17 protein-coding genes are annotated in these 22,381 nt (G+C 62.1%); 12 read left to right on the top strand and 5 right to left on the bottom strand.

The window, feature by feature from the left end; translation table 11 throughout:
• Positions 1-127: 127 nt before the first annotated feature.
• On the top strand, positions 128-1,462 hold the full coding sequence (gene thiC / locus JSS27_14985) for a phosphomethylpyrimidine synthase ThiC (GenBank protein ID MBS0210248.1): 1,335 nt from the start codon (positions 128-130) through the stop codon (positions 1,460-1,462).
• A 270-nt stretch (positions 1,463-1,732) separates the two neighbouring features.
• Here the strand turns inward: thiC and JSS27_14980 are convergent, their stop codons facing one another.
• Positions 1,733-3,049, bottom strand: coding sequence for an MFS transporter (locus tag JSS27_14980; GenBank protein MBS0210247.1), 1,317 nt, complete (start codon positions 3,047-3,049; stop codon positions 1,733-1,735).
• Positions 3,050-3,526: 477 nt separating this feature from the next.
• Here JSS27_14980 and JSS27_14975 point away from each other — a divergent pair, with 477 nt between their 5' ends.
• The 4 genes from JSS27_14975 (at position 3,527) to JSS27_14960 (ending at position 6,649) form a co-directional block, all read left to right on the top strand.
• On the top strand, positions 3,527-4,237 hold the full coding sequence (locus JSS27_14975) for an orotidine 5'-phosphate decarboxylase (protein MBS0210246.1): 711 nt from the start codon (positions 3,527-3,529) through the stop codon (positions 4,235-4,237).
• Positions 4,234-5,265, top strand: a complete 1,032-nt coding sequence (locus JSS27_14970) for a zinc-binding dehydrogenase (protein ID MBS0210245.1) — start codon at positions 4,234-4,236, stop codon at positions 5,263-5,265. Before JSS27_14975 ends, JSS27_14970 begins: the two co-directional genes overlap by 4 nt.
• 98 nt (positions 5,266-5,363) lie before the next feature.
• Complete coding sequence (locus tag JSS27_14965) at positions 5,364-5,717, top strand: four helix bundle protein (protein MBS0210244.1); 354 nt, start codon at positions 5,364-5,366, stop codon at positions 5,715-5,717.
• Positions 5,718-5,740: 23 nt separating this feature from the next.
• Positions 5,741-6,649: a sugar phosphate isomerase/epimerase gene (locus JSS27_14960; protein MBS0210243.1), complete on the top strand. Its 909-nt coding sequence runs from the start codon at positions 5,741-5,743 to the stop codon at positions 6,647-6,649.
• Positions 6,650-6,909: 260 nt separating this feature from the next.
• On the opposite strand, the gene JSS27_14955 is transcribed toward JSS27_14960, so the two are convergent.
• The gene (locus JSS27_14955; GenBank protein ID MBS0210242.1) at positions 6,910-7,398 is read right to left on the bottom strand and encodes a hypothetical protein; all 489 of its coding nucleotides are present in this window, start codon (positions 7,396-7,398) and stop codon (positions 6,910-6,912) included.
• A gap of 333 nt (positions 7,399-7,731) precedes the next feature.
• Between JSS27_14955 and JSS27_14950 the strand changes: the two genes are divergently transcribed.
• Entirely contained in the window at positions 7,732-8,625 is an 894-nt protein-coding gene (locus JSS27_14950; GenBank protein ID MBS0210241.1) for a tetratricopeptide repeat protein, read from the top strand.
• Between the two features lie 446 nt (positions 8,626-9,071).
• Positions 9,072-9,302 (top strand): hypothetical protein, encoded by a 231-nt coding sequence (locus JSS27_14945; GenBank protein ID MBS0210240.1) that lies wholly within the window; start codon positions 9,072-9,074, stop codon positions 9,300-9,302.
• A 287-nt stretch (positions 9,303-9,589) separates the two neighbouring features.
• On the opposite strand, the gene JSS27_14940 is transcribed toward JSS27_14945, so the two are convergent.
• Complete coding sequence (locus tag JSS27_14940; GenBank protein MBS0210239.1) at positions 9,590-10,834, bottom strand: HEAT repeat domain-containing protein; 1,245 nt, start codon at positions 10,832-10,834, stop codon at positions 9,590-9,592.
• A 358-nt stretch (positions 10,835-11,192) separates the two neighbouring features.
• On the opposite strand from JSS27_14940, the gene JSS27_14935 reads away from it, so the two are divergent.
• From JSS27_14935 to JSS27_14925, 3 genes are all read left to right on the top strand, one after another.
• A complete protein-coding gene (locus tag JSS27_14935; protein MBS0210238.1) occupies positions 11,193-11,702 on the top strand; it encodes a MogA/MoaB family molybdenum cofactor biosynthesis protein in 510 nt (169 codons plus the stop codon).
• 68 nt (positions 11,703-11,770) lie between these two features.
• Positions 11,771-14,014 (top strand): ethanolamine ammonia-lyase subunit EutC, encoded by a 2,244-nt coding sequence (gene eutC, locus JSS27_14930; protein ID MBS0210237.1) that lies wholly within the window; start codon positions 11,771-11,773, stop codon positions 14,012-14,014.
• Positions 14,015-14,184: 170 nt separating this feature from the next.
• Positions 14,185-16,287, top strand: coding sequence for a hypothetical protein (locus JSS27_14925; protein MBS0210236.1), 2,103 nt, complete (start codon positions 14,185-14,187; stop codon positions 16,285-16,287).
• Positions 16,288-16,410: 123 nt separating this feature from the next.
• Here the strand turns inward: JSS27_14925 and JSS27_14920 are convergent, their stop codons facing one another.
• The gene (locus JSS27_14920) at positions 16,411-17,832 is read right to left on the bottom strand and encodes an undecaprenyl-phosphate glucose phosphotransferase (GenBank protein ID MBS0210235.1); all 1,422 of its coding nucleotides are present in this window, start codon (positions 17,830-17,832) and stop codon (positions 16,411-16,413) included.
• 838 nt (positions 17,833-18,670) lie between these two features.
• Between JSS27_14920 and JSS27_14915 the strand changes: the two genes are divergently transcribed.
• Positions 18,671-20,350, top strand: coding sequence for an IPT/TIG domain-containing protein (locus JSS27_14915; protein MBS0210234.1), 1,680 nt, complete (start codon positions 18,671-18,673; stop codon positions 20,348-20,350).
• A 155-nt stretch (positions 20,351-20,505) separates the two neighbouring features.
• Entirely contained in the window at positions 20,506-21,195 is a 690-nt protein-coding gene (locus JSS27_14910; protein MBS0210233.1) for a transposase, read from the top strand.
• A gap of 98 nt (positions 21,196-21,293) precedes the next feature.
• Here JSS27_14910 and JSS27_14905 read toward each other — a convergent pair whose 3' ends face one another.
• Entirely contained in the window at positions 21,294-22,346 is a 1,053-nt protein-coding gene (locus tag JSS27_14905; protein ID MBS0210232.1) for a serine/threonine protein kinase, read from the bottom strand.
• Between the last annotated feature and the right edge of the window lie 35 nt (positions 22,347-22,381).

The raw sequence follows: 22,381 nt of genomic DNA, 5'->3' as shown, positions 1-22,381 counted from the left end.
GGCGCTTCACTCTGGATCATTGCAAGGGCCGATCCCCACCGATACGATTGGCAGCGGGGCTCGAACTAATCCCGATTTACGAGATTCTGCACGTGCCGCTCGGCGGCCTTTGAGGGAGTACGCAGCGATGACACAGATTGAACAAGCCCGCGCGGGCGTCGTCACCAAGGAAATGGAGTTCGTGGCCCAGCGCGAGTCACTGAGCCCCGAGACGATTCGCGACGAAGTCGCTCGCGGCCGCCTGGTCATCCCGGCCAATGTCGTCCACCTACAAAAGCGGCTCGAACCGATGGGCATTGGCATCGCCGCCAAAACCAAGATCAACGCCAACATCGGCAACTCGGCGGTCACCAGCGACGTCAACACCGAGCTGGAAAAGCTGCACGTCTCGGTCCATTTCGGCACCGACACGGTCATGGACCTGTCGACCGGCCGCGACATCGACAACATTCGCCAGGCGATCATCGACGCCTCCCCCGTGCCGATCGGCACGGTGCCGATCTACCAGATGCTCGAAGAGCTCGGCGGCGACATCGACGAGATGACGCCACAGCATTTTCTCGACATGGTCGAGCACCAGGCCAAGCAAGGCGTCGACTACATGACGGTCCACGCTGGCGTGCTGTACGAGCATTTGCACCTGACGACCAAGCGTGTGACTGGCATTGTCAGCCGCGGCGGGTCGCTGATCGCCAAGTGGATGATGACCCACCGCAAGCAGAACCCGCTGTACGAGCATTTTGACGATCTGTGCGACATCATGCGCCAGTACGACGTCACCTGGAGCCTTGGCGACGGTCTGCGCCCCGGCAGCATTGCCGACGCCAGCGACGAAGCTCAGTTCGCCGAGCTCAAGGTGCTGGGCGAGTTGACCAAGCGCGGCTGGGAGCGCGGCTGCCAGGTGATGGTCGAAGGGCCTGGGCACATCCCGATGGACCAGATCGACATGAACATCAAGAAGCAAATCGAATGGTGCCACGAAGCCCCATTCTACGTGCTAGGGCCGCTAGTGACCGACATCGCTCCAGGCTACGACCACATCACCAGCGCCATCGGCGCGGCTCTGGCCGGCTGGAGCGGCGCGGCCATGCTCTGTTACGTGACGCCGAAGGAGCACTTGGGACTACCCGACAAGGAAGACGTCAAGCAAGGGGTGATCGCCTACAAGATCGCGGCCCACGCGGCCGACCTGGCCCGGCACCGGCCCGGCGCGCGCGATCGTGACGACGCGCTGAGCCGCGCACGGTTCGCCTTTGATTGGAAGGAGCAATTCCGGCTGTCGATCGATCCCGAGACGGCCCAGCGGATGCACGACGAGACCCTGCCGCAAGACACTTTCAAGAGCGCGCACTTCTGCAGCATGTGCGGCCCGAAGTATTGCTCGATGAAAATCACGGAAGAGATTCGAGCGATGGGCCAACCCGGCGAAACCGTCGAACTGGCGGTAGTCAGCAAGCCGTAGGGGCTCGGCCAATAAGTTTACGCCTCTCCCTTTCAGGGAGAGGTCGTGAGCGCAGTGAGCGGGTGAGGGTAAACGCGTCACAGGCCAACGGACATTGCGCTCAGAGGACTTGCTACTGAGCTCATTCCTCTTTGGCACTCAACGCCTTTACCCTCCCCCCTGCCCCTCCCTGAGAGGGAGGGGTGTTTGCCAAGCGCGCTTCGGCAACTTTTCAACTTCCCCGTCGTGTCGTTGTGCCGTCGTGGTTGGTATTCCCTCTCCTGCTGTGCGTCACTCAGCCAAGCGCGTCGGGGCGCGTGCGGTGTCTTGTGCCAAGTGTCGTGTGCCGCAGAGCCAGCAGACGCCGCTGATCAGAATGGCGACCGATACGGCGCTGAAACCGACCTTCATGTTGCCGTCGAATTCGTCATTCAACAGCCCGATCAGCGGCGGCGAGATGGCGTCCCCCAGCAGGTGAATGATCAGGATGTTCAAGGCAAAGGCGCTGGCTCGCAGCGACGGATGAATGACGTTGCAGAGGATGGTGTTCGTCGGCCCGGTGTTGAAGAACAAACAGAACTCGGCCAGAAAGATCCAGGCCCAGGCCCCCGGAAACTCGGTGAACAGCACCAGCAGAAAGAACGGAAAGCCAAGCAGCATGCCGATGCCCGAGACCAGGAAGTATGACCCGCCATAGCGCGCTCGCAGCCAGTCGCCGGCCAGCCCGCCCAGCAGCGTCGCCGACAGCCCCGCCACGGCGGTGATCGCGCCGAACGTGATGCTGGCGTGGGCCGGATCGACCCCCTGCTGTTCAATGAACTTGGGCATCCAGAATGCCACGCCTCCCAGGGCGAACGTCATGGCTGTCATGCCGGCCGTCCCCCACACGTACGAAGGAGTCTGCCAGAACAGGCGATAGTCGGCCAGCCGCGAGCCGCGATGCGCCGTCGCGGCCTGGCCATGCTGGGCCACGTCGCTGGCGCCGCGCTGGGGATCGCGCATCAGCCACGCCAATAGCCCCAACATGATTCCCGGCGGCGCCGAGACAAAGAAAGCCGTCTGCCAATTCCAGTGCTTGGCCACGAAGCCGCCCAATCCATAGCCCAGCGCGCTGCCGACCGGGATCGCCATGTAGAACCAGGCCATCACGCGACCGCGGCGCTCGACAGGATAGAGATCGGCAATGATCGTCGGTGCCACGGGGCCGTACGACGCTTCGCCAATGCCGACAAACACGCGCGCCAGCATCATCGCGCCGAATGTCGTGGCCAAACCCGCCGCCCCCGAAGCCAGGCTCCAGACGATGACCCCGATCCCCACGATCAGCCAACGCGAGCCACGATCGGCCAGCCAGCCAAACACCGGCGAAGTGAGCATGTACGTGATCAAGAACGCGAACGCCAACAGCCCGGTCCAAAAGTCGGCGTCCTTTCGCCCGGGAAAGAACTCTTCTTGAATCTTGGGAACGACCGCCGACAGCACGTACCGGTCGACGTAATTCAACAGATTGATCGACAGCAACAGCGCCAGCGACGTGCGCGCGGCGCCGCGCCAGCCGGCAGGCTGGTCCGTGGTCGTTGGCGGTTGATAAGGGTTGTGCGAATCCAAAACCGGCCTCTGCGGAGTGCGTCCAGGGTGATTCAAGGCGAGCCATCGCCCATCGTGTCGATGCGCCAAACGGCGGACACCGGGCGAGCATCAATCGTAGAGCCGCCGTCTAAAATGCGAAACCTGTATTAGCAGGAGGGTGTTTTCTTTTTGCGGCAGATACTCGGCAACTGCCCCAAGAAAGCCGCTCACGTTACAGTCAGTTGCATCACCGCCTCGCTCGCCCTATCGTGAGTGCTCGCCTGCCAGCAAGGTTGCATTAGCAACCGCCACACCTCTCCCTTGAAGGGAGAGGTCGCGAGCGCAGCGAAGCGGGTGAGGGTAAACGCGCCGCAGGTCAGCAAGCATCGCGTTCAGAGGCATTGCCTTTGAACGCATTCGTTTCTGGCCAGCCACGTCTTTACCCTCCCCCTGCCCCTCCCTGAAAGGGAGGGGTGTTTGTCATTGATTGACTCGACACGTCAAAAGAAACCGTCCATGAAAACCATTGTTCAGATTTCGCTCGATGTGACCAACATTCCCGAGGCGCTCGAGACGGCCGCCTTGGCCCGCCGCGCTGGCGTTGACTGGCTCGAGGCCGGCACGCCCCTGATCATTGCCGAAGGGATGAACGGCGTCCGCGCGTTGCGCGAACGCTTTCCCGGCGTGCCAATCGTGGCCGACCTGAAGACGATGGACGGCGGCTACTTGGAGGCCGAGATGATGGCCAAGGCCGGCGCCACCCACGTCGTGGTCATGGCCCGGGCTCACGAAGAAACCTTGCGCTGCGTCGTCAAGGCGGGCAAGGATCATGGCGTGAAGGTGATGGGTGACAACCTGGCCTGTGACGACATGATCGCCGGCGCCAAGTTCCTGGAAGACCTAGGCTGCGACTTCGTGATTCATCACATCGGCTATGACGAGCGTCGCGGCATCGCCGCCCGCGGTCAGCGAATGCCCAGCCCGTTGGATCAGTTGCGCGAAGTCGTGGCGGCCGTCAGCATTCCGGTCCAAGCGGTCGGTGGTCTGACCCTCGAGCAAGCGGTCCGTACGCCCGAGTACGGCGCGCCGCTGGTCGTGCTGGGCGCGCCGTTGACCATTGACGCCGACGCGTTCAAGACGGCCGCGGGCGATCTTGAAGGTTCGCTCCGCATGATCTGCGACAAAGTCCACGGGTATGGCGACATCTTGGTAGGAGGAAAGCGATGAGCACCACTCAAGCGGCCGTGGTGAACTACGGCCCGGAAAAACATTCGGTCGAACTGCGCGAAGTGTCGCTGCCCAAGATCGGCCCCGACGACGTGCTGCTGGAAGTGGCCGCGGTCGGCGTCTGTGGCAGCGATCTGCACCAGTGGACCTCGGAACATAGTTGGCAAGTTAACTACCCGGTGGTCCTCGGCCACGAGTTCGCCGGCAACGTGGCACAGATTGGCGAGCGCGTCACCGGCTGGCGCGAGGGAGACCGCGCGGTCAGCGAAACAGCCGCGGTGATCGACCCCAATAGCCCGTTGGTCCGGCAGGGACTCTATAACCTGGACCCGACGCGCAAGGGCTTCGGCTATGGCGTTGACGGCGCGATGACGCAGTTCGTGCGCGTGCCGGCCCGCTGTTTGCATCACCTGCCCGACAGTTTGCCGTTCGAGCAGGCCGGCATCACCGAGCCGTGTTGCGTGGCTTTTAACGCCGTGGTCGGCAATGGCAGCATCAAGCCCGGCGACCGCGTGGTGGTCCTGGGACCGGGGCCGATCGGCATCTTGTGCGCCGCGATGGCGCGCTTGCAGGGCGCCGAAGTCGCGGTGGCCGGCTTGGCTCGCGACAAGACGCGACTGGCCGTGGCCGAGGCGTATGGCTGCACGGCGCTGACCGACAACCTGGAAGCCTGGGTCCGCGAAGGTGACGGGCTGGGGGTCGATGGCGTGGTCGACGCGGCCGGTGTCTCGGCCACGCTCAAGACCGCGATCGACATCGTCCGCCCCAACGGTTGGATCAGCAAGGTCGGCTGGGGCAAGCAGCCGTTCGGCTACTCGCTCGATCCGCTGGTGCAAAAGAACGTCACCCTGCGCGGCAGCTACAGCCACAACTGGCCGATCTGGGAACGGGTGATTCGTCTGCTGGCCACCAAGCAACTGGACGTCACGAAGATCATCGGCGGCATCTGGCCGATCGCCCAATGGCACGACGCGTTCGAGAAAATGCACTCGGGCGAGATTGTGAAGGCTGTCTTGAAGCCGCGGTGAGGAAAAAAGTTGCGGGTTGCTAGTTCCTAGTTGCTAGTGACGGAGGCGGAATCGTGGGTGGGCGCGGGTATCAGGATCTGGTGGCCTGGCAAAAGGGGATGGACCTCGTCGAATTGGTTTACCGCGTGACTCGTGACTTTCCCAGCGATGAGCGATTTGGTCTGACGATGCAAATGCGCCGGGCAGCGGTTTCGATTCCTTCCAACATTGCCGAAGGACACGGTCGCTATAGCAGCCGCGATTTTGCCCGCTTCTTACAGATCGCGATCGGCTCCCTTTCGGAATTGGAAACGCAAGTGCTAATCGCCAGCCGTTTGAACTACCTTGCCACGGATGCTCAGAGCCAAACACTCGACGCCATCGGCGAAGTCGGTCGCGTGCTACGCGGCTTGGCCAAATCAATTCTGTCGCGCGACGGCGCCGAGCCGTCCGCGTCTTCCACTAGCAACTAGCAACACGCAACTAGCAACTTCTTATGCCCAAACTTGCCGCCTTTCCCAAAGCGTACATGGACCAATTGGTCGTCGATGGCTCGATGAGCCTGGCCGAGTGGATCGACCTGGCCGCCACCCTGGACGTGGACGGACTGGAGATGTACGCCGGCATGCTCGATCTGCGCGAACCCAGCCAGTGGTCGGTCGCCCGGCGTCAGGCCGAGGACGCCGGGCTGACGATCCCGATGTTGTGCTGCTCGCCGGACTTCACGCATCCCGATCCCAAGTTCCGCGCCGAGCAAGTGAAGCTCGAAGAAGGCTGGATCGAAATGACCGCCGCACTCGGCGGGCAATACTGCCGCGTCCTCAGCGGTCAGCGCCGCCCCGAAGTGAGCCGCGCCGATGGTATTCGTTACGCGGCCGAGTGCATCGAAGCGTGCCTGCCGCTGGCCCGGTCTCGCGGCGTGACGCTGATCATCGAGAACCACTACAAGGACAACTACTGGCAGTGGCCCGAGTTCGCCCAGAAGATGGATGTCTTCTGCGATCTGGTCGACAAGGTTCACTCGCCGAACTTCGGCGTGAACTACGACCCCAGCAACACCTACCTGGCCGGCGAAGATCCGGTCGAACTGCTGCGGCGCGTGAAGCATCGCGTCGTGACGATGCACGCCAGCGACCGCTACCTGGCCGAAGGGACGATCGAAGACCTGCGCCGCGAAGAGGACAGCGTCGGCTACGCCAAGCGACTGCGTCACGGCGAGATCGGCAAGGGGCTGAACGACTACGACGCGATCTTCGGCATCTTGGCCGCCGAAAAGTTCAACGGCTGGATTTCGATCGAAGACGGCGTTGACGGCATGGAACAGATGCGGGCCAGCGTGGCGTTCCTGCGCCGCAAGATCGAGCAATACTGGCCCGGCACCAAATACCGCCGGGGCGTCAAATAGCCGCCGGCGAGGGGATTTGCCACGGAGACACAGAGGCATGGAGGACTACACGGAGGATGGGATCCTAATTATGAATGACCAATGACCAAATCCCAATGACCAACGATCGAGCGTCTGTCCGTTTGGACATTGGACATTGGACATTGGTGCTTGGTCATTCGTCATTCGGGTTTCCGCCTCTCCACGTCTCAAATAAAAAACCCAGGGAGGGCTACCCCCTGGGCTTGTGTTAGTTCAATGCTGAGACGCAAGCGTCTCGCTTATTCGTCAATCACTTCGCCGGCCATCTGGGCCGCATCATCGACCAACTTCTTGCACTCGGCGCTCGGCGCCAGCAAGCTCTGCAGCATCCCGTCGAACACGCCCGCCACGCGCTCGAACGCGCGGTCTTCCCCCTGGCACAACACCAGGTAGGTTCCCTCGTCGGTCGCATAGCTGCGCAGCCAGGCGGTGTTGGTCAGGTCGAGGCAGTAAAAGTTCAGGTCAGCGCCCCAGACTTCCTTGCCGCCGACCACGTCGTGATACGGCTCTTCGTCCAGATCGGTGTACTCTTCGTGCATCGCTTCGAGCGCGGCCTCGATCAGGTCTTGCTGCTCGAGCCCGGCGGGATGGGCCAGAATGGTCCAGAACGTCCCATCGGGACCGTACACCGTGACCGAGTTGTTACCCTCGATCATATCGGTCTCGTCCAGTTGCCAGTTCTCGGGATAGAGAAATCGAATTCCGAGCTTGTCATAGACGGCTGGCATGGCACGAATTCCTTGTGAAAGATCGCGAAACGAGTCATCACCCGTTCGGTTTCAAAAGCTGCTCAGGCCGCGCCTCGCGGGGCGTTCTTCCCGTACGGCTCACGCAGGCCGCCGGTTCGCTCCCCCCGGCTTGGGGCCGGCCCGAGCAATCGAAACGACAACTTAAGTCTAGCAAATCGCCGGGGACAGTCACCCAGGAAGCAAAAAATGACGAACTTTTTGGGGTGCTATCCCTGGGGGGCGGCAGCAAGCTGATCTTGTGACGATCAGGCCGCCGTCGGTACCATGCCCGCCCCAACCGGCCCGCTCTAATGCCCATTGGATAGCCGACTTATGCGCCGCTCGCGCACAACAAATCGCCCCGCGATCGCCGCCGTGGCCGTTTGCGTCGCCTTAGCGCTCGTGGCGGGTTGCCGGCTGCCGGGCATGGACGGTCCCGTGTCAAAAGACCTGGCCACCTCGCGCCAGTTGTCCCACCGCGGACTCAGCGCCATGGAGCGGGGCGATCGCCAGACGGCGCAGCAAATCTTGGCCCGCGCGGTTGATGTCTGTCCCAGCGACGTCGAAGCGCGTCAGCACTATGCCGAAAGCCTCTGGCAAAACGGCAAGCAACCTGGTGCCGTCGAGCAGATCGACGCCGCCTTGAAGCTCGCCCCCGACAACGAATCGCTGCACGTCCGCGCTGGCCAGATGCACTTGGCCATGAACGATATCGAGATCGCGTCCAGCGAAGCCGACCAGGCGATTCGACTGAACAGCAAGTCACCCGGCGCGTGGCGATTGCGCGGCCAGATCGCCGCTCGGCGCGGCAACCTGCGCCAAGCCCTAGCCGGTTTTCATCGCGCGGTCAGCTATGACCCGCACGATCGCGAGTTGCTGATCGACGTGGCGGAAACCTACCGTCAACTCGGCCAGCCGCAACAGGCGCTCGTCACGTTGCACGAGGTGGTCGACACCTACTCTCCTGGCGATGAACCGCAACGGGTGCTGTTACTCGAAGGGCTCGCCCTGTCAGCCATGGGGCGCAACAACGACGCGGCGGAACGCCTGGCCCAGGCGCGCGACCGCGGGCCGGCGTCGGCGGAAATCTGTTATCACCTGGCCCAGGCTCAGGCCGCCAGCGGCCAAAGCATCTCGGCCCGAGCGTCGCTCGAACAAGCCCTGCAACTCGAGCCGGCCCACGTGGCCAGCCAGACGCTGCTGACCGAACTCTCGCAGCGTCGCTAAGCGTGCCTCACGACGTTCTAGCGTCTTGGGTGGCGCCGATGGCTTAGCCATCGGTGTTGCGCAGCAACAAGAAACTCGATGGGCACGCGTAACCCAAGTAGAAACTTGCCACTCGCGCGGGACGGCGCTCGAGGTTTCTTGTGGCCTTCGGCCACCCAGGTGCAAGCACCTGGGGCCACCCATGCTACAGTGTTCTGAGAATTGCTCTAAGCGGGCCGTTACCAGCCCCCAAGTCGACGGCTCAGGCTCGGTCGTTACAACCGTTAAACTGCCGCCGTGTGAAAGGCCGCGACTTGGCGGCCGTCGTTTTGACCGGGGGCTAACTGCGTCGTAAGGTTTCCTGGTGGAACTTGCCTCCTCAACGGGGCAATCCCGACGATCGGGCCACCAGCAGCAGACCCGCGGGGGTCACGGAACTTACTTTGCAGAGGAGTATGCCTATGTCGATGGCCTCGAACACGTCGGCCAAGCCCTTTATCGAACGCCGCCACGGTGGCCCTTCGCTGCCGTTGAGTGGTCGCGAACGTCGGCAGTTCGCCGACAGCCACGCCGAGCTCTCGCCAGATGCCCAGGAACTCGGCAACGCCATCGACAACTACAAGCTGATGCACCGGCGCCGGTTCGTCACGTACGAAGAGATGCTCGAAGTGATCAAGTCGCTCGGCTACCACCGGTAAGCCGCAACCACGAGCAAGCCTGAAAAACAAACGAAGCTCGGCATCCTGGCGGAAGGATGCCGAGCTTTTTCTTTTGCTGAGCTGATTTGCCACGGAGGCACAGAGACACGGAGGGTGGCACGGAGAAGGAAGAGGAGAAAGTAGGGAAGCTAAGCCTCAATGTCCAAATCCCAATGACCAATAAAGGATAGCCGGCTCCTTCGCATTATTGGTCATTGGTGCTTGAACATTGGTCATTCACATCTACTCCGTGCCTCAGTGTCTCCGTGGCTAAATCCCCCTCGGCGTCAGGTTCCTCGTCGGGCGTCGAGCTTGGACGTGCGGCGTTGGGTTTCAAACCAGCGCTTCCAGGCGCCTTTGTCATAGTTGAAGTTCACGCCATTGCTCATGGTCAACAGCGCGTCGAGCACGGCTTCGTTGTTCAGCATGACGGTCTGTGACTTGGGCTGGTTATTATTCATGGCGAATCCGCCGCCGTTCGGGCCGAACGACGCCGAATACTGCCCCGCCGCGCCGGCCGAAACCTGATAAGTGTGCGTTGTGTTCAGCGCCTCGATCAACGGCCCCATGGACGTCGTGTCTTTCATCCGCTTCAAGCCCAACGCCGCCCGGTTGACGATCGTATTGTCGTATTTACCATTCAGCCGACTGATAAAAAACGACACGATCGAAGGTCGCGGCTGATCGTCGAGCAAATCCAGGCAATTGGCCCGCACTTCAGGCGACGGGTCCAGCAGCGAATATTCGGCCAACATCTGCCAAGCCAGCGGGTGATTCATCCGGGCCAGCGCGTCGACGTACATGTTCCGCACCGCTTCCAGACGCTCCTGCTCGAACATCCGCTTCAGCGCCGGAATGGCCGCCGGATCGGAAACGTCGCCAAACTTGCGGCGGGCTTCGTTCTGTCGGTCAGGCACGTCCAGCCATTCGCGCCACCGCTTCAGCGTGGTGGCCCAGGCCTTTTCGGCCAACTCTTGCTTGCGCGCTTCCTCGGCGATCTCGACTTCCTGACGCAATCGCCACTTGCCTTTGTATTCGACATAGCCCCGCTCGGTCATGATCTGGGCTTGCGTCTTCCACGCGCCGTCAACCTTGGAATAGCCCAACAGCCGCCGGGCATCGGCGTGATCGGTGTCGAGTTCGATGATCCGCTCGAGATGCTTCTTGCGAATATCGTACAAGTTGTGCTCGCGGCACCATTCCGACAACTTCCAGTGCCCCTCGGCCGTGTCGGGAAACTGGTGCAGGATCTTCTGGTATTCGAGTTCCTCGGGGCGCAGCTTGGTGGCTTCGCGCACCTGTTCCCGGTCGAAGGTCAGCTCGCTGCCGTCAGCCAGGCGAAGCTGATACTTGGTCCGCGGCGCTTCGGTCGGATTGAGCAGTTCCCCTTCCAGCCGGCCACCACTGGCAAGTTGCAGCACGTAATGCTCGGCCGCCTCGAGCGAGGTCGGCAGCAGCATCAAGCACGCCGCCAGCGCACCGTAACACCACCGCCCTCGGGCGTCGCTCGGCGAATATCGCTTAAGACTCATCGGACGCTGGTCCCTCGGGACCATCTCCCGCTGATGGTGTGCCAGAAAAGGTCGCCCCCCGCGGCGGCCGGCAAGCACGGATGCCATCGAACCGTCGCGGCCGGCCCCTGGTTGGCACCGGCACGCAACTCTTTCTAATATACGGAGGTTTTCGCCGGCTCGGCAATGCGCCGTTCCGGCAGCCCCCTGGTTTTCCGGGGCCAAATCGTGACATCGGCCCGGTTTTTCAGGCTCTGCGGCTCGTAACAATTGCACCGCGCAGCCTGGGCCGCGGGCCGGACGACGATCCGCTAGATTGGACGCCCAGGGACCGGGCGAAGTTCCGCCTCCAAATCACCACCCCACCCAGGCAACCGCCATGAGCAGTTCCACCCAAGCCCACCGGGCCGAAGCGCCGCGCCAGGTGCGCTGTGCGATCATTACCGTCAGCGACACGCGCACGCTCGATAACGACACCGGCGGTGCGGCCATTGTCGAGCGACTGACCGACAATGGACACCCGATCGCTTGTCGACATATCACTCGCGACGAGCCCGGGCCGATGCGCGCTTTGTTGTTGCAACTGGTCGCGCGCGACGACGTCGACGCCATCTTGATGACCGGCGGCACTGGTCTCGGCTCGCGTGATCAGACTTGCGAGACTGTCAGCCAGTTGCTCACCAAGCCGCTTCCCGGCTACGGCGAGTTGCTGAGAATGCTCAGCTTTGAACAAGTCGGCGCGGCCGCCATGCTCAGCCGCGCCGTCGGCGGCTTGATCCACCAGACCATCGTGTTGACCATGCCTGGCTCGCCGAACGGCGTGGCGCTGGCGATGGACAAGCTGATCATTCCCGAACTCGGCCACCTGCGCCGCGAAGCCTTGAAGTAACTTGCCGCGCCGCGCGCGTAACACCAGCCCAGTGGTTTCACACTCTGGGACCATCCGAGGAATCAACCGTGTCGTACCAGGCAGTGATTCGCGGCCAGCGGTTTCACTTTGCCGATTTGCGCGAGTTGCTGGCCAAAGCCAACGAGGAAAAGTCCGGCGACCAGTTGGCCGGGCTGGCGGCCACTAGCCAGCGCGAACGAGTGGCCGCCCGCTGGGCCCTGGCCGATGTGCCGTTGCACACGTTCGTCGACCAGCCGGTTGTCGCCCCCGATGGCGATGAAGTCAGCCGGCTGATCCTTGACCGCTACGACCAGCGGGCCTTCGCCGCCATTCGCACGCTGACGGTCGGCGAGTTCCGCAACCTGATCCTCGCGTCGCCGGCCGACAGTGCCGAGATATGCAACCTGCAACGGGCCATCACGCCCGAGATGGCCGCGGCCGTCGCCAAGTTGATGAGCAACCAGGATTTGATCCTGGCGGCTTCACGCATCCGCAATGTCAGCCGACTGCGCAACACGTTGGGCCAGCGCGGCGTGCTGGCCGTCCGCGTGCAGCCGAACCATCCGGCCGATGATCTGGCGGGTATTTTACTGTCGGCGGTCGATGGTCTGCTGTTTGGTTGTGGCGACGCCGTGATTGGCGTCAATCCGGCCGCTGAATCAGTCGACTCGGTCGAAGCCGTGCTGCGCGGGCTTGACCGGCTGATTACGACACTCGGCGTGCCGACACAAGCCTGTTGCCTGGCGCACATCAGCACGCAACTGGCTTGCCTCGAACGCGGCGCGCCGGTCGATTTGCTGTTCCAGTCGATCGCCGGCACGCAGGGTGCCAACGACAGCTTCGGCGTGAACCTGGCGCTGCTTGGCGAAGGGCGCGAGCGCGTGCTCGAAGAGCATCGTCGCCGCGGCATTCCCTGGGTCGGCGAGGACGTGATGTACTTCGAGACCGGGCAAGGAAGCGCCCTGTCGGCCGGCGCGCATCAGGGCGTCGATCAGGTGACGCTCGAAGCCCGGGCCTATGGAATCGCCCGCGAGTTCTCGCCGCTGCTGGTCAACACGGTCGTGGGCTTCATCGGGCCGGAATACCTGTACGACGAGCGACAGATCACCCGCGCCGGCCTTGAAGACCACTTCATGGGCAAGCTACTCGGGCTGCCGATGGGCTGCGACGTCTGTTACACCAACCACGCCGCCGCCGACCAGAACTCGGCCGACAACTTGCTGGCGTTGCTGACGGCCGCGGGCTGCAACTACTTCATGGGGGTGCCCTGCGCCGACGACGTGATGCTCCACTACCAATCGACTAGCTTTCACGACACGGCCGCGATGCGCGAATTGTTCGGCTTGCGCCCCGCGCCCGAGTTTGAAGCCTGGCTCGAAGCGCGTGGCCTGATGCGCGACGGACGACGGTTGTTGCCCGATGATCGGAATCGACGGCCGTGGCTGGCGACCATCGAATCGGTCGTGGCCGGACGCGAGCCGGCGAACCTGCCCGCGTTAACCACTACGCCGCCTGCCGTGCCATCGTCAGCCATTCGGGCCAGCAGGGCGATCGAGCTGCCCGCGGATTTGGGTGCGCGGACACCGGCGCGAATCTTCACCGGTTCGAGTGGCACGTCGTATCCTTCGACAGTGCAGCTCGAATTGCGCGAGGACCATGCCGCGGCCCTCGACGCGGTGCGCGACGAGATCGACATTGCCCGCGATTTCGGCGGCGAACTGAGCGAGCGATTCGGGCTGTTCGAGGTGTCGAGCGCCGCCAGAACCAAGCACGAATATCTGTTGCGACCCGACCTGGGGCGAAGCCTGAGCGAATCTGGCCGAACGCTCCTTGTCGAACATTGCCAGCGCGGTGCGACCATTCAAGTAGTAATCGGCGACGGATTGTCGGCGGCGGCCGTGCGGCGGCAGATTCCGGCGCTCTTGCCCGCGTTGATGAACGAGTTTACCTCGCGCCGCTGGACGACTGGCCCCGTCTGCTTCGTCCGTCACGCCCGCGTTGGGCTAATGAACGAAATCGGCGCGCTCGTCGAGCCCGAGGTCGTGCTGCTACTGATCGGCGAACGTCCGGGGCTGGCGACGGCCGAAAGCTTGTCGGCTTACCTGGCCTATCGACCTCGGCCGGGGCACACCGACGCGCGGCGGAACCTGATCTCGAACATCCACCAGCGCGGCATTCCCTGCGAAGTCGCGGCCGTGCGCATCGCGCGCTTGATCGAGCAGTTGCTTGCCGCGCAACAGAGCGGCATCGCGGTCAAAGAGTCGCTGGCCGCTCCGGCGGCCGCCATCACCAACGCGCCGCGTGCTAGCTAGGCGCAGTTTCTTCAAGCCGCAGAAACGGCACAACCGATAGAGACGAGGAGCGCTGGTCGCTGCGCCCTGGCTCATCGAGTGCGCGCATCGAACTGCTAGCTCGCCCGCCCGTTCGCCGTCGCGCGACGGTCACGTCTCGATTGCCCGTCTACCGGACCCGTGTGAATCTCATGCGCAAGTTGCTGGCCTTCGGGATGGTTTCGCTGTGCGCCGCCTCGGCGAGCGCTCAAGGCGTGCCATCCGCGCCGAGTTACCCGCCGGGCGTCGGCTATGGCAACTACGGCGCGGGAGGTTTTAGCGGCGGCGCATTGGCCGCGCCGCCGATAGCGCCGCCGTGGCGCGGCGGGCAGAATGCCCCCTACGCTGGCATTCCGACATCTCCGAACACGGAAGTGGTTCCTCTCGGCACACCCAGCGGAGTCGTGCCGAGCACGCCGACAATGCCCGGCTATGGCGTGCGCCGCACGCCTCTCATGTCGCCCAGCGGGCCGGCCGCGAATCTTTGGCAACAGCAGCCAGCCGCGCCTTACAACCGTGGCGCCGCCATTCCGCCAGCCGAGTCAGTTCCGCGCGGCACGCTGGCCCCTTGGAGCGCAACAGCTCCCTACGCTGGCGGTCCACTCTACGGCGCTCTTCCTTACAACGGGGCCGCACCCTACACGACAAATGCTCCGGTCGGGCCACCGATCAGCCCCTCGGTTGCGCCAGCAAACGCGAATCCTGCCCCCGAGGCCGCCGACCCCGGCGTTGGTTACGCCAGCGGCCCCGCCTATGGCGGGCCGGCTTACGACGGTGGCTCGGGCTACGGGTACGGCGCAATGGGCTCGGGCGTCAGGTTGCCCAAGATGCCGCTGCTGCGCCGGCATCGCGGCATGATGTATGGCGGCTCGTATGGGGCGCCGAGCGACATTGATTATTCGGTGGGCGATCCCGCAGTCGGTGGCACGGTGTCCGGCGGCGCTCCGCTCGCCCCCTCAATGGTGCCGACGCCAACCTACGGCCCGGCCTCCAGCGGAGGGCCGATTGTCGCCGCGCCTGCCCCGGCGGCACTTGGTCCGACCATCGATGCTGGTCCGGCGGTTGGAGCCGGCCCCATGATGGGCGGCCCCGTCGGTGCTGGACCATTCGACGGCGGCACGTTTCCATCGCTCCCCTTGCCCGGCGGCCGGATACCCCGCTTTGCGCCTCGCGCTTACGGGCCACCGATGATTGGCGGCTTCGACGCTGGGCCACCGGTGGACGATCCGGTCCCCAGCTATCCGGCCCCGGTGGAAGAACCAGCGCCAGTGTACGAAGGCGATCCCTTCGTGAGTGGCCGACCGGGGCGTTGGTTCGGCGCGCTCGGCGCGCTGGCCATGACCCGTTCACAGGTCAACAGCCGAAACTTGGCGTACCTGAACCCCGACATCAACGCCGGTGTGCTGAACACTCGCGACAGCGTCGACCAGCAGTACCGGCCGGGCTATGAAGTGCGGCTGGGGCGCGTCGTGCGGCCGACCTCGGCCATCGAAGGCTCGTTCTGGATGCTCGACAACTTCCACGCCAGCAAGACCTACACCGGCCCGGACAATATTTATAGCACGGTCGATTTCGACACCGGCGGCCCGGTGATCATCGACAATCGGCCGGCCAGCTTGTACTTCGACGCCGCGCACCAGCAGCAGATCAACCGCACCGACGAGACCTGGAACCTGGAAGTCAACTGGCTCGAACAGCAGATCGAACCGACCACGCGCTGGAGTCTGCTGGGCATTGCCGGCATCCGCTGGTTCCACTTTCGCGAAGCGACTCAATATCGCTCGGCCATCGGCGGCACCACGTTCGACCAATACGACGGCGGCAACGTGGCCGACTACAAGGTCAGCGTGCGAAACGACCTGATCGGCGGCCAGACCGGCGCGCGGATTCAATACCTGATTACGCCGCGCTGGCGTTTGTACGCCATGCCCAAAGTGGGCGTGTTCGGCAACGCGATTCAGTCGCAGTCACACCTGCACTGCGAATGCGCCGACGGCGGCACCGGCGGGTTTGATCTGTCGGCTTACAAGCCCACGGTCAGCCTGTTGGGCCAGGTCGACGTCGGCACGTCGTGCCAGATCACACCTCGAATCAGCGCGTACATCTCTTATCGCGCGGTGGGCATCAGCAACATCGCTCTGGCCGACAACCAACTGCCGTACTTCGCCGCCGACTACGGCTACATCCAAAGCGTCCACTCGGCGAACTCGCTGATCCTGCACGGCGCGACGACGGGCATGCAGTTTGGATACTAGGAAACGATGAACGATGAAGTGTAAACGATAAAGTAAATGCCTGTTCGCGACTTCGTTGACCGCGAGTTAACACGCGAGTTGCCGTATCACTTTATCGTTTATCGTTTCCACTTTATCGTTTCCTCAATAAGCGTTCTGCCGCCCCAGCACGGTCAGCACCGTGCGGGCCAGAATCTTCAGATCGAGCCACGGCGACCAGTTGCGAATATACTCGTGGTCGCATTCGACGCGCTTTTGCATTTTCTCGAACGTGTCGGTCTCGCCGCGCCAGCCGTTCACCTGGGCCAATCCGGTAATGCCTGGCTTGACCTTGTGACGCAGCATGTAGCCGTCGATCTGCTTGCGATACAGCTCGTTGTGCGCCGTCGCATGCGGGCGCGGGCCGACCAGTGACATGGTCCCTTGCAGCACGTTGAACAGTTGCGGCAGCTCGTCGAGCGACGTCCGTCGCAAGATCGCCCCCAGCTGCGTCACCCGTGGGTCGTTCTTAGTGGCCTGAACGACGACCGGGCCATTGTCCGCGGTGCCCATGCTGCGAAACTTCCAAACCGCGATCGGCCGGCCATCCAGACCATAGCGTGTTTGCTTGAACAGCACCGGCCCGCGCGACGTGAGCTTGATCGCCAAAGCGATGAGCGCCATCGGCAACGCCAAGGCCGCGAGCATGGCCGAGCCCACCATCACGTCGAGCAACCGCTTGATCGCGCCGTCGACACCATAGAACGGGTTCTCCGAAACGCTCACCGCCGGCAGCCCGCCGATGTTGGTCCAGCGAGCGTGGTGCAAATCAAAGACAAAGAAGTCCGGCACGATGTAGACCGAGGCGGTCGTGTCGGCCAAGGCTTTGAGCACCGCCTGCACGCGCCGTTCGGCCCGCAGCGGCAGCGTGATGAAGATCATGTGTACCTTTCCCTGCTGAGCATCGGCCACAAGCTGGTCGATGTTCCCCACGCACGCCCCCACGTCGGCGGGCAGCTCGACGCGGCGATGCGCCGGCCGATCGTCATAGAAGCCTTCCAGCTTCACGCCCGTCCACGGGGCGCGCTGAATGTTGCGCACCAACTGAAAGCCGAGTTCGTTCGCGCCGACAATCGCCAGGCCGCGCAGATTGCGACCGCGGCAGCGCTGCCAGCTTTGATACAACCGCCAACTGCCGCGCAACGTCACCAACACTAGCGGCGTCACCAACAGCCAGGCAATCGCCCCGCGCTGGGTGAGCGCGGCTTCGATGCCGGCAAGCTGGCCGGTGAGGAAGCCCGCCAGCAGCAGCGCCGGAAACGTGGCCAACCAGGTCAGCGCCACGCAGCGGAACTCGTGCAACATCGGCGCGGCGTGCCAGCTTCGGTACAGGCCGATCACCTCGGACGCCAGGTTGAACACAATCAGCGCGGCCGCGGCCGCCAGCAAGCAATGCTGCTCGACCGTGACGCCCGCATACCAGGCCGCGGCGTACAGGCCGGCGACGATGGCCACGGTGTCAAGGCAGTGGAGAATCAGGCCCAACAACGAGGCATGTTGCGTGATACGGCGCTGCGCGTGGGACATCGCATCCTCGGCCAAGGAAATCCGCGAAGGTTCGCGCACGGCGGCCGTCCCCAGCGGTAAGCCCACACGCACGCGCGCAAGTGTAGCTTACAAATCGGCCCGAAGATGCCGGTTTTGCCGGGCGCAATGCGAGGAATTGTGAGCATGATTCCGATTAGAGCGCGTCTCACGACGTTCTAGCGTCTTGGGTGGCACCGATGGCTTGGCCATCGGTGTTGCGCAGCAACAAGAAACTCGATGGGCAAGCGTAACCCCAATGGAAGCTCGCCACCCGTACGAGACGGCGCTCGAGGTTTCTTGTGGCCTTCGGCCACCCAGGTGCAAGCACCTGGGCTACCCAAGCGACAGTGTTCTGAGAGCTGCTTTAGTCGGTCGCTACGCTAAACACCGCGCGATTGGCGTGGACCGCGCCGGTTTTGATCACGTTGCAGCTCACCTCCCTCCGATCGGCCTTCACCGGATATGCCATCGATGGGTGAAGCCAACTCATCGCGCGCGTCGTTGGCGCCGCAGCCAGCGGCGCATTGTTGCGGACGAAGTTGGTTCCGTCATGTGAATCGTAATCGTGGCGATTTTCTTGACAGCGAACCAGCGACCGCTATGTTGCGTACAACACTTGGCGCGAGCTTCGCAAATCGCGCGTCATCTGTCCAGATTGCAGGACGGCACTGGTGCAGTATGCGGGCAGGCCTTCATTATTTTACGTCTGCCTCGGAATTGATTGAACGAGGGTGGTCCTATCGCCCAGCCCACTCGGGCTCCTCGTGCATCGCGACGCATTGCGGCTCGGTTTTTTGTCGCTCGTTTCATTTCCTTGGGGCAATCGCCAGGTGACATCATGTTCATGTGCAGAACAGCACGGCATTGGCTGATCAGACTTTCATTCTGCGCTGCGGTTGTGGCGACTGGCTTGTGGGCGTTACTGAACGCCGAGCAAGCTCATGCTCAAAGGCCCACAGCACAAGCGGCTGGGCAGGTGCCAAAGGCAGGGAAAACATTCCGACTGAATGATGGCACGGAACTGCCGATCGATGAATGGCCTGAAACCTACGAGGCAGTAGAGTGGCAGCCACCCCTCGATCCAACAATTGCTAAGACACTCGTTGAGTACGATTTTAGGTCCGACTTGCACGTTGTAGAGATAGGGCTCGATCGTGAGCAGCAGAAAGTGTATTGGTTCGCATGTACAGGTGGCGGCAACAACGGGAAGCTTTGTCGGGCCAATTACGATGGCTCTCATGCCGAGACCTTACTCGATCACTATCCTGGTTCAGACAACAAAGAGTTGTTGTACCCGCGAGCGCTGTGCGTTGCTCCAGAATTAGACGCAGTTTATTGGGTTGGAACCTCGTATAGCCCCACTCCGGGGCAATCAATTTTTCGGGCCGATCTTAATGGAAAGAACGCCCGGCCCATTGTCACGGGGCTAAAGGCGTGTGTCTCGCTGTACTCGGATTCAATTGAGAAGAAAATTTATTGGCATGATGAGAATGCGATTCTTCGCGGTGATCTCAATGGTGATAATGTCGAGAGCATAACCGGGTTGACCAAAACGCGAGGGTCGTTTGGAATTGATATTCAACATAAGCGAGTGTTTCGGCGCGACGGCGAAGGATCGCTTTCACAAGCAGGCTATGACGGCGGGATGAGGAGTGTATTTCTTGATTGCGGAACTGAAATGAGTTCCAAGTACCCGGCGGACATTACCTACGTCGCGGAGCAAGACGCGGTGTATTGCCAAATGGCACGAGGCGTTGTATGCGTACGGCTTAAATCACCGGGTTACGCTCAACAAATAACACGAGGTCAATCGACTTGCTTTGCAATCGACGCGGGACACCGAAAGCTGTTTTGGTCAGATTCCATGAGGCATGGAGGTCGTCTAATATCTGGCGCGCTGCCTGACAAATGGCCAACTCAATTGCGCCGCGCTCCTCCTCTAATTTCCTCGATTGAGCCACATACTTCCCGCGTTGGTCAGGAGGTGACGGTTCGAGGCAAAGGCCTTAGATCCACTCGCACAGTATTTATGATCGGAAATCCGAGGTGCGAGTTAGTTGAGTCTCAGTTTAAGGTTTTGTCCGATGAACAACTGTTAGTCACGGTACCCAAGTTCACCGGCGAGTGCCGCAACATTCTTGCGATTGTTGTTACTGATACAGGCGCGACAGTGACCGTGCCTCAAAATCTTACGCGAATCGACAAAGTCGTTCAGTTCGTGCGCTACGAGCGACGCGATTCCTTAGGCTATTGGATTTCCGAACGAGGATTGCTTGACAAAGCTGAGAATGCAGTCGGCTTCATTGAAAAGGGAGGTGTTCTCCATTCGGGAACGCGCGGAGGGAATGTTTTGTTTGCCAAAAACGGTGCTCATGTCACCGTTACGACTACACCTGTATCGGTGTTTCACGAACCTTATGCCGAGATTGTCGGATTGAACAACCAAACACGCTGTATAGCGATTCCCGCGATACGCGCTAGCTTTATCGCTAGCTCGGCGGAGCTAGGCGGCGAATAAAGCTAATAGTTTGGTTTTGGCTATGTAGTGATCATCCACTATTACATCAAAGGGGTACCGATGTCTACGGATTGCAGTCCGGGAGATGGATGGGTGCGAAAAAGGGGATAAGTCCCATTATTGACGTCAGGGAGCGGGACTGCTAACGTAAAGCCATGCCCCGAGCCGCGCGTGTTGCCCCTGGTGGGATGGTGTTCCACGTACTGAACCGTGGCAACGATCGACGCGCAATCTTTGAAGGCGGCGGCGACTACGAGGCGTTCTTGCGGGTGATGCGCGAATCGCAAGATCGCTTGTCGATGCGAATTCTCGCCTACTGCCTCATGCCCAATCATTGGCACCTGCTGCTCTGGCCCCACGGCGACGGGGAACTGGGCACGTTCTTACAGCGGCTGACCACGACGCACGTTCGTCGTTGGCGTCTGCACCGACACAGCGTGGGTCAGGGGCACTTGTACCAAGGAACGTATAAATCGTTTCCCGTGCAAGATGACGACCATTTTTACGTCGTGGCGCGTTACGTCGAGCGCAACGCCCTCCGCGCCAACTTGGTGTCCAGTGCGGAGCAATGGCGGTGGAGTAGTTTGGCCCAGCGCGCCGGCGGTCAGCACCTGGACGATCCGCCGATCCTGGCGACCTGGCCGGTGCCCCGGCCGCGAAATTGGTTAAGCCGCGTGAACACGCCGCAGACCGACCGCGAACTGGCGGCGTTGCGGATGGCGGTGGCGCGTGGCCAACCGTTCGGCGGCGACGTGTGGCAACGGCGGACGGCCAAGCGGCTGGGCCTGGAATACACGTTGAATCCCCGCGGGCGTCCGCGCAAGAGTCCATCGTCGCGCGCATAGCGTCGAAATGGGACTTATCCCCTTTTAAATGTAAATGGCCCCCAGGTGCAAGCACCTGGGCCACCCCCGCTACAGCCTCCTGAGAACTGCTCTCATCGTTACACCGCAAGCTTGGCCGCGATCGGTTCGAGCGCGGCAATCACTTCGTCCATCGTCTGGGTTCGCTGCGTCAGGTCCTTTTTGAGCATCTGCTGGTAGATGCTTTCCAACTCGACGGGAATCTCGGGCCGGGCGGCAATCAACGATGGCACCGCCTGAATGTGATGCGCCATGATTTTCAAAACCGCCGTGTCGCCCGAGTAGGGAATGGCGCCAGTGAGCAGTCGATACAGCGTGCAGCCCAGCGAATAGATATCGGCGCGAGCGTCGGCCGTATGCGTATTCTTGGATTGCTCGGGCGCCATGTAGTCCGCCGTGCCCATGATCTCGCCCTCGTACGTCAGGGCGATGCCCTCTGATTCCGTCGACTGCTCATCGTCACCGGTCGCGTAAATGCGCGCGATTCCCAGGTCGAGAATCTTGACGACGCCGTTTTTATCGAGCAGCAAGTTGGCTGGCTTGACGTCGCGATGCACGATTCCTTTGCCGTGCGCAAAGCCCAAGCCGCGCGCCGCTTGCAGGATGTAGCTGATCGCCTCGTTCAGCGGGAGCGGGCCGCGTTGCTTGACCGTGGTCGAAAGGTCCTGGCCGTCAACGAACTCCATCGCCAAATACTGCAAGCCTTGCGCTTCGCCCGATTCGTAAGCGGTAACAATGTTCGGGTGCGAGAGCTGCGAGGCGACTTCGACTTCCCGCAGAAAGCGTTGAATGGCCCGCGACGAGCCGTCGCCGCGCGCGATCAGCACCTTCAAGGCCCTGACCTGCGAGGTCGGCACATGACGGACCTGATAGACCCGGCCCATGCCCCCCACGCCGATTCTGTCGATGATCACGTAGTTGCCAAAGACCAGTTCCTTGCCGCGCTCCTGGTACAGCTTGGCGGCCTGGTACTTGGACAGCTTGTCCTTGCGCACCAGGTAGCGGAGCAGCGTTTCGGCGTCTTCCGCCAGTTGCGCCGACGTCAGCCCATTGCGGAGCTTGGCGAGGTCTTCCTGGCCGATGATCGAAAGCGAGGTCAGGCCGTCGAGAACTTGCTGCGCTGAGATTCCCATATCCGCGAATTCAAAGTTGGTGAGGTGGATTGCGA

This window comes from Planctomycetota bacterium, assembly GCA_018242585.1.
In the GTDB taxonomy this organism is placed as follows: domain Bacteria; phylum Planctomycetota; class Planctomycetia; order Pirellulales; family PNKZ01; genus JAFEBQ01.
Note: the sequence above shows the minus strand (reverse complement) of the source record. Positions and strands in the feature narration are given on the sequence as shown.

What these genes read in the sequence shown, in the direction of transcription:
- JSS27_14950 (MBS0210241.1), top strand. Translation starts at nt 7,732, where the DNA reads ATGCGCCGCTCGCGCACAACAAATCGCCCCGCGATCGCCGCCGTGGCC.
- JSS27_14965 (MBS0210244.1), top strand. Translation starts at nt 5,364, where the DNA reads ATGGACCTCGTCGAATTGGTTTACCGCGTGACTCGTGACTTTCCCAGC.
- JSS27_14960 (MBS0210243.1), top strand. Translation starts at nt 5,741, where the DNA reads ATGCCCAAACTTGCCGCCTTTCCCAAAGCGTACATGGACCAATTGGTC.
- JSS27_14905 (MBS0210232.1), bottom strand. Translation starts at nt 22,346, where the DNA reads ATGGGAATCTCAGCGCAGCAAGTTCTCGACGGCCTGACCTCGCTTTCG.
- JSS27_14915 (MBS0210234.1), top strand. Translation starts at nt 18,671, where the DNA reads ATGTTCATGTGCAGAACAGCACGGCATTGGCTGATCAGACTTTCATTC.
- JSS27_14940 (MBS0210239.1), bottom strand. Translation starts at nt 10,834, where the DNA reads ATGAGTCTTAAGCGATATTCGCCGAGCGACGCCCGAGGGCGGTGGTGT.
- JSS27_14945 (MBS0210240.1), top strand. Translation starts at nt 9,072, where the DNA reads ATGGCCTCGAACACGTCGGCCAAGCCCTTTATCGAACGCCGCCACGGT.
- JSS27_14970 (MBS0210245.1), top strand. Translation starts at nt 4,234, where the DNA reads ATGAGCACCACTCAAGCGGCCGTGGTGAACTACGGCCCGGAAAAACAT.
- JSS27_14975 (MBS0210246.1), top strand. Translation starts at nt 3,527, where the DNA reads ATGAAAACCATTGTTCAGATTTCGCTCGATGTGACCAACATTCCCGAG.
- JSS27_14925 (MBS0210236.1), top strand. Translation starts at nt 14,185, where the DNA reads ATGCGCAAGTTGCTGGCCTTCGGGATGGTTTCGCTGTGCGCCGCCTCG.
- JSS27_14910 (MBS0210233.1), top strand. Translation starts at nt 20,506, where the DNA reads ATGCCCCGAGCCGCGCGTGTTGCCCCTGGTGGGATGGTGTTCCACGTA.
- JSS27_14935 (MBS0210238.1), top strand. Translation starts at nt 11,193, where the DNA reads ATGAGCAGTTCCACCCAAGCCCACCGGGCCGAAGCGCCGCGCCAGGTG.
- thiC (MBS0210248.1), top strand. Translation starts at nt 128, where the DNA reads ATGACACAGATTGAACAAGCCCGCGCGGGCGTCGTCACCAAGGAAATG.
- JSS27_14920 (MBS0210235.1), bottom strand. Translation starts at nt 17,832, where the DNA reads ATGTCCCACGCGCAGCGCCGTATCACGCAACATGCCTCGTTGTTGGGC.
- JSS27_14955 (MBS0210242.1), bottom strand. Translation starts at nt 7,398, where the DNA reads ATGCCAGCCGTCTATGACAAGCTCGGAATTCGATTTCTCTATCCCGAG.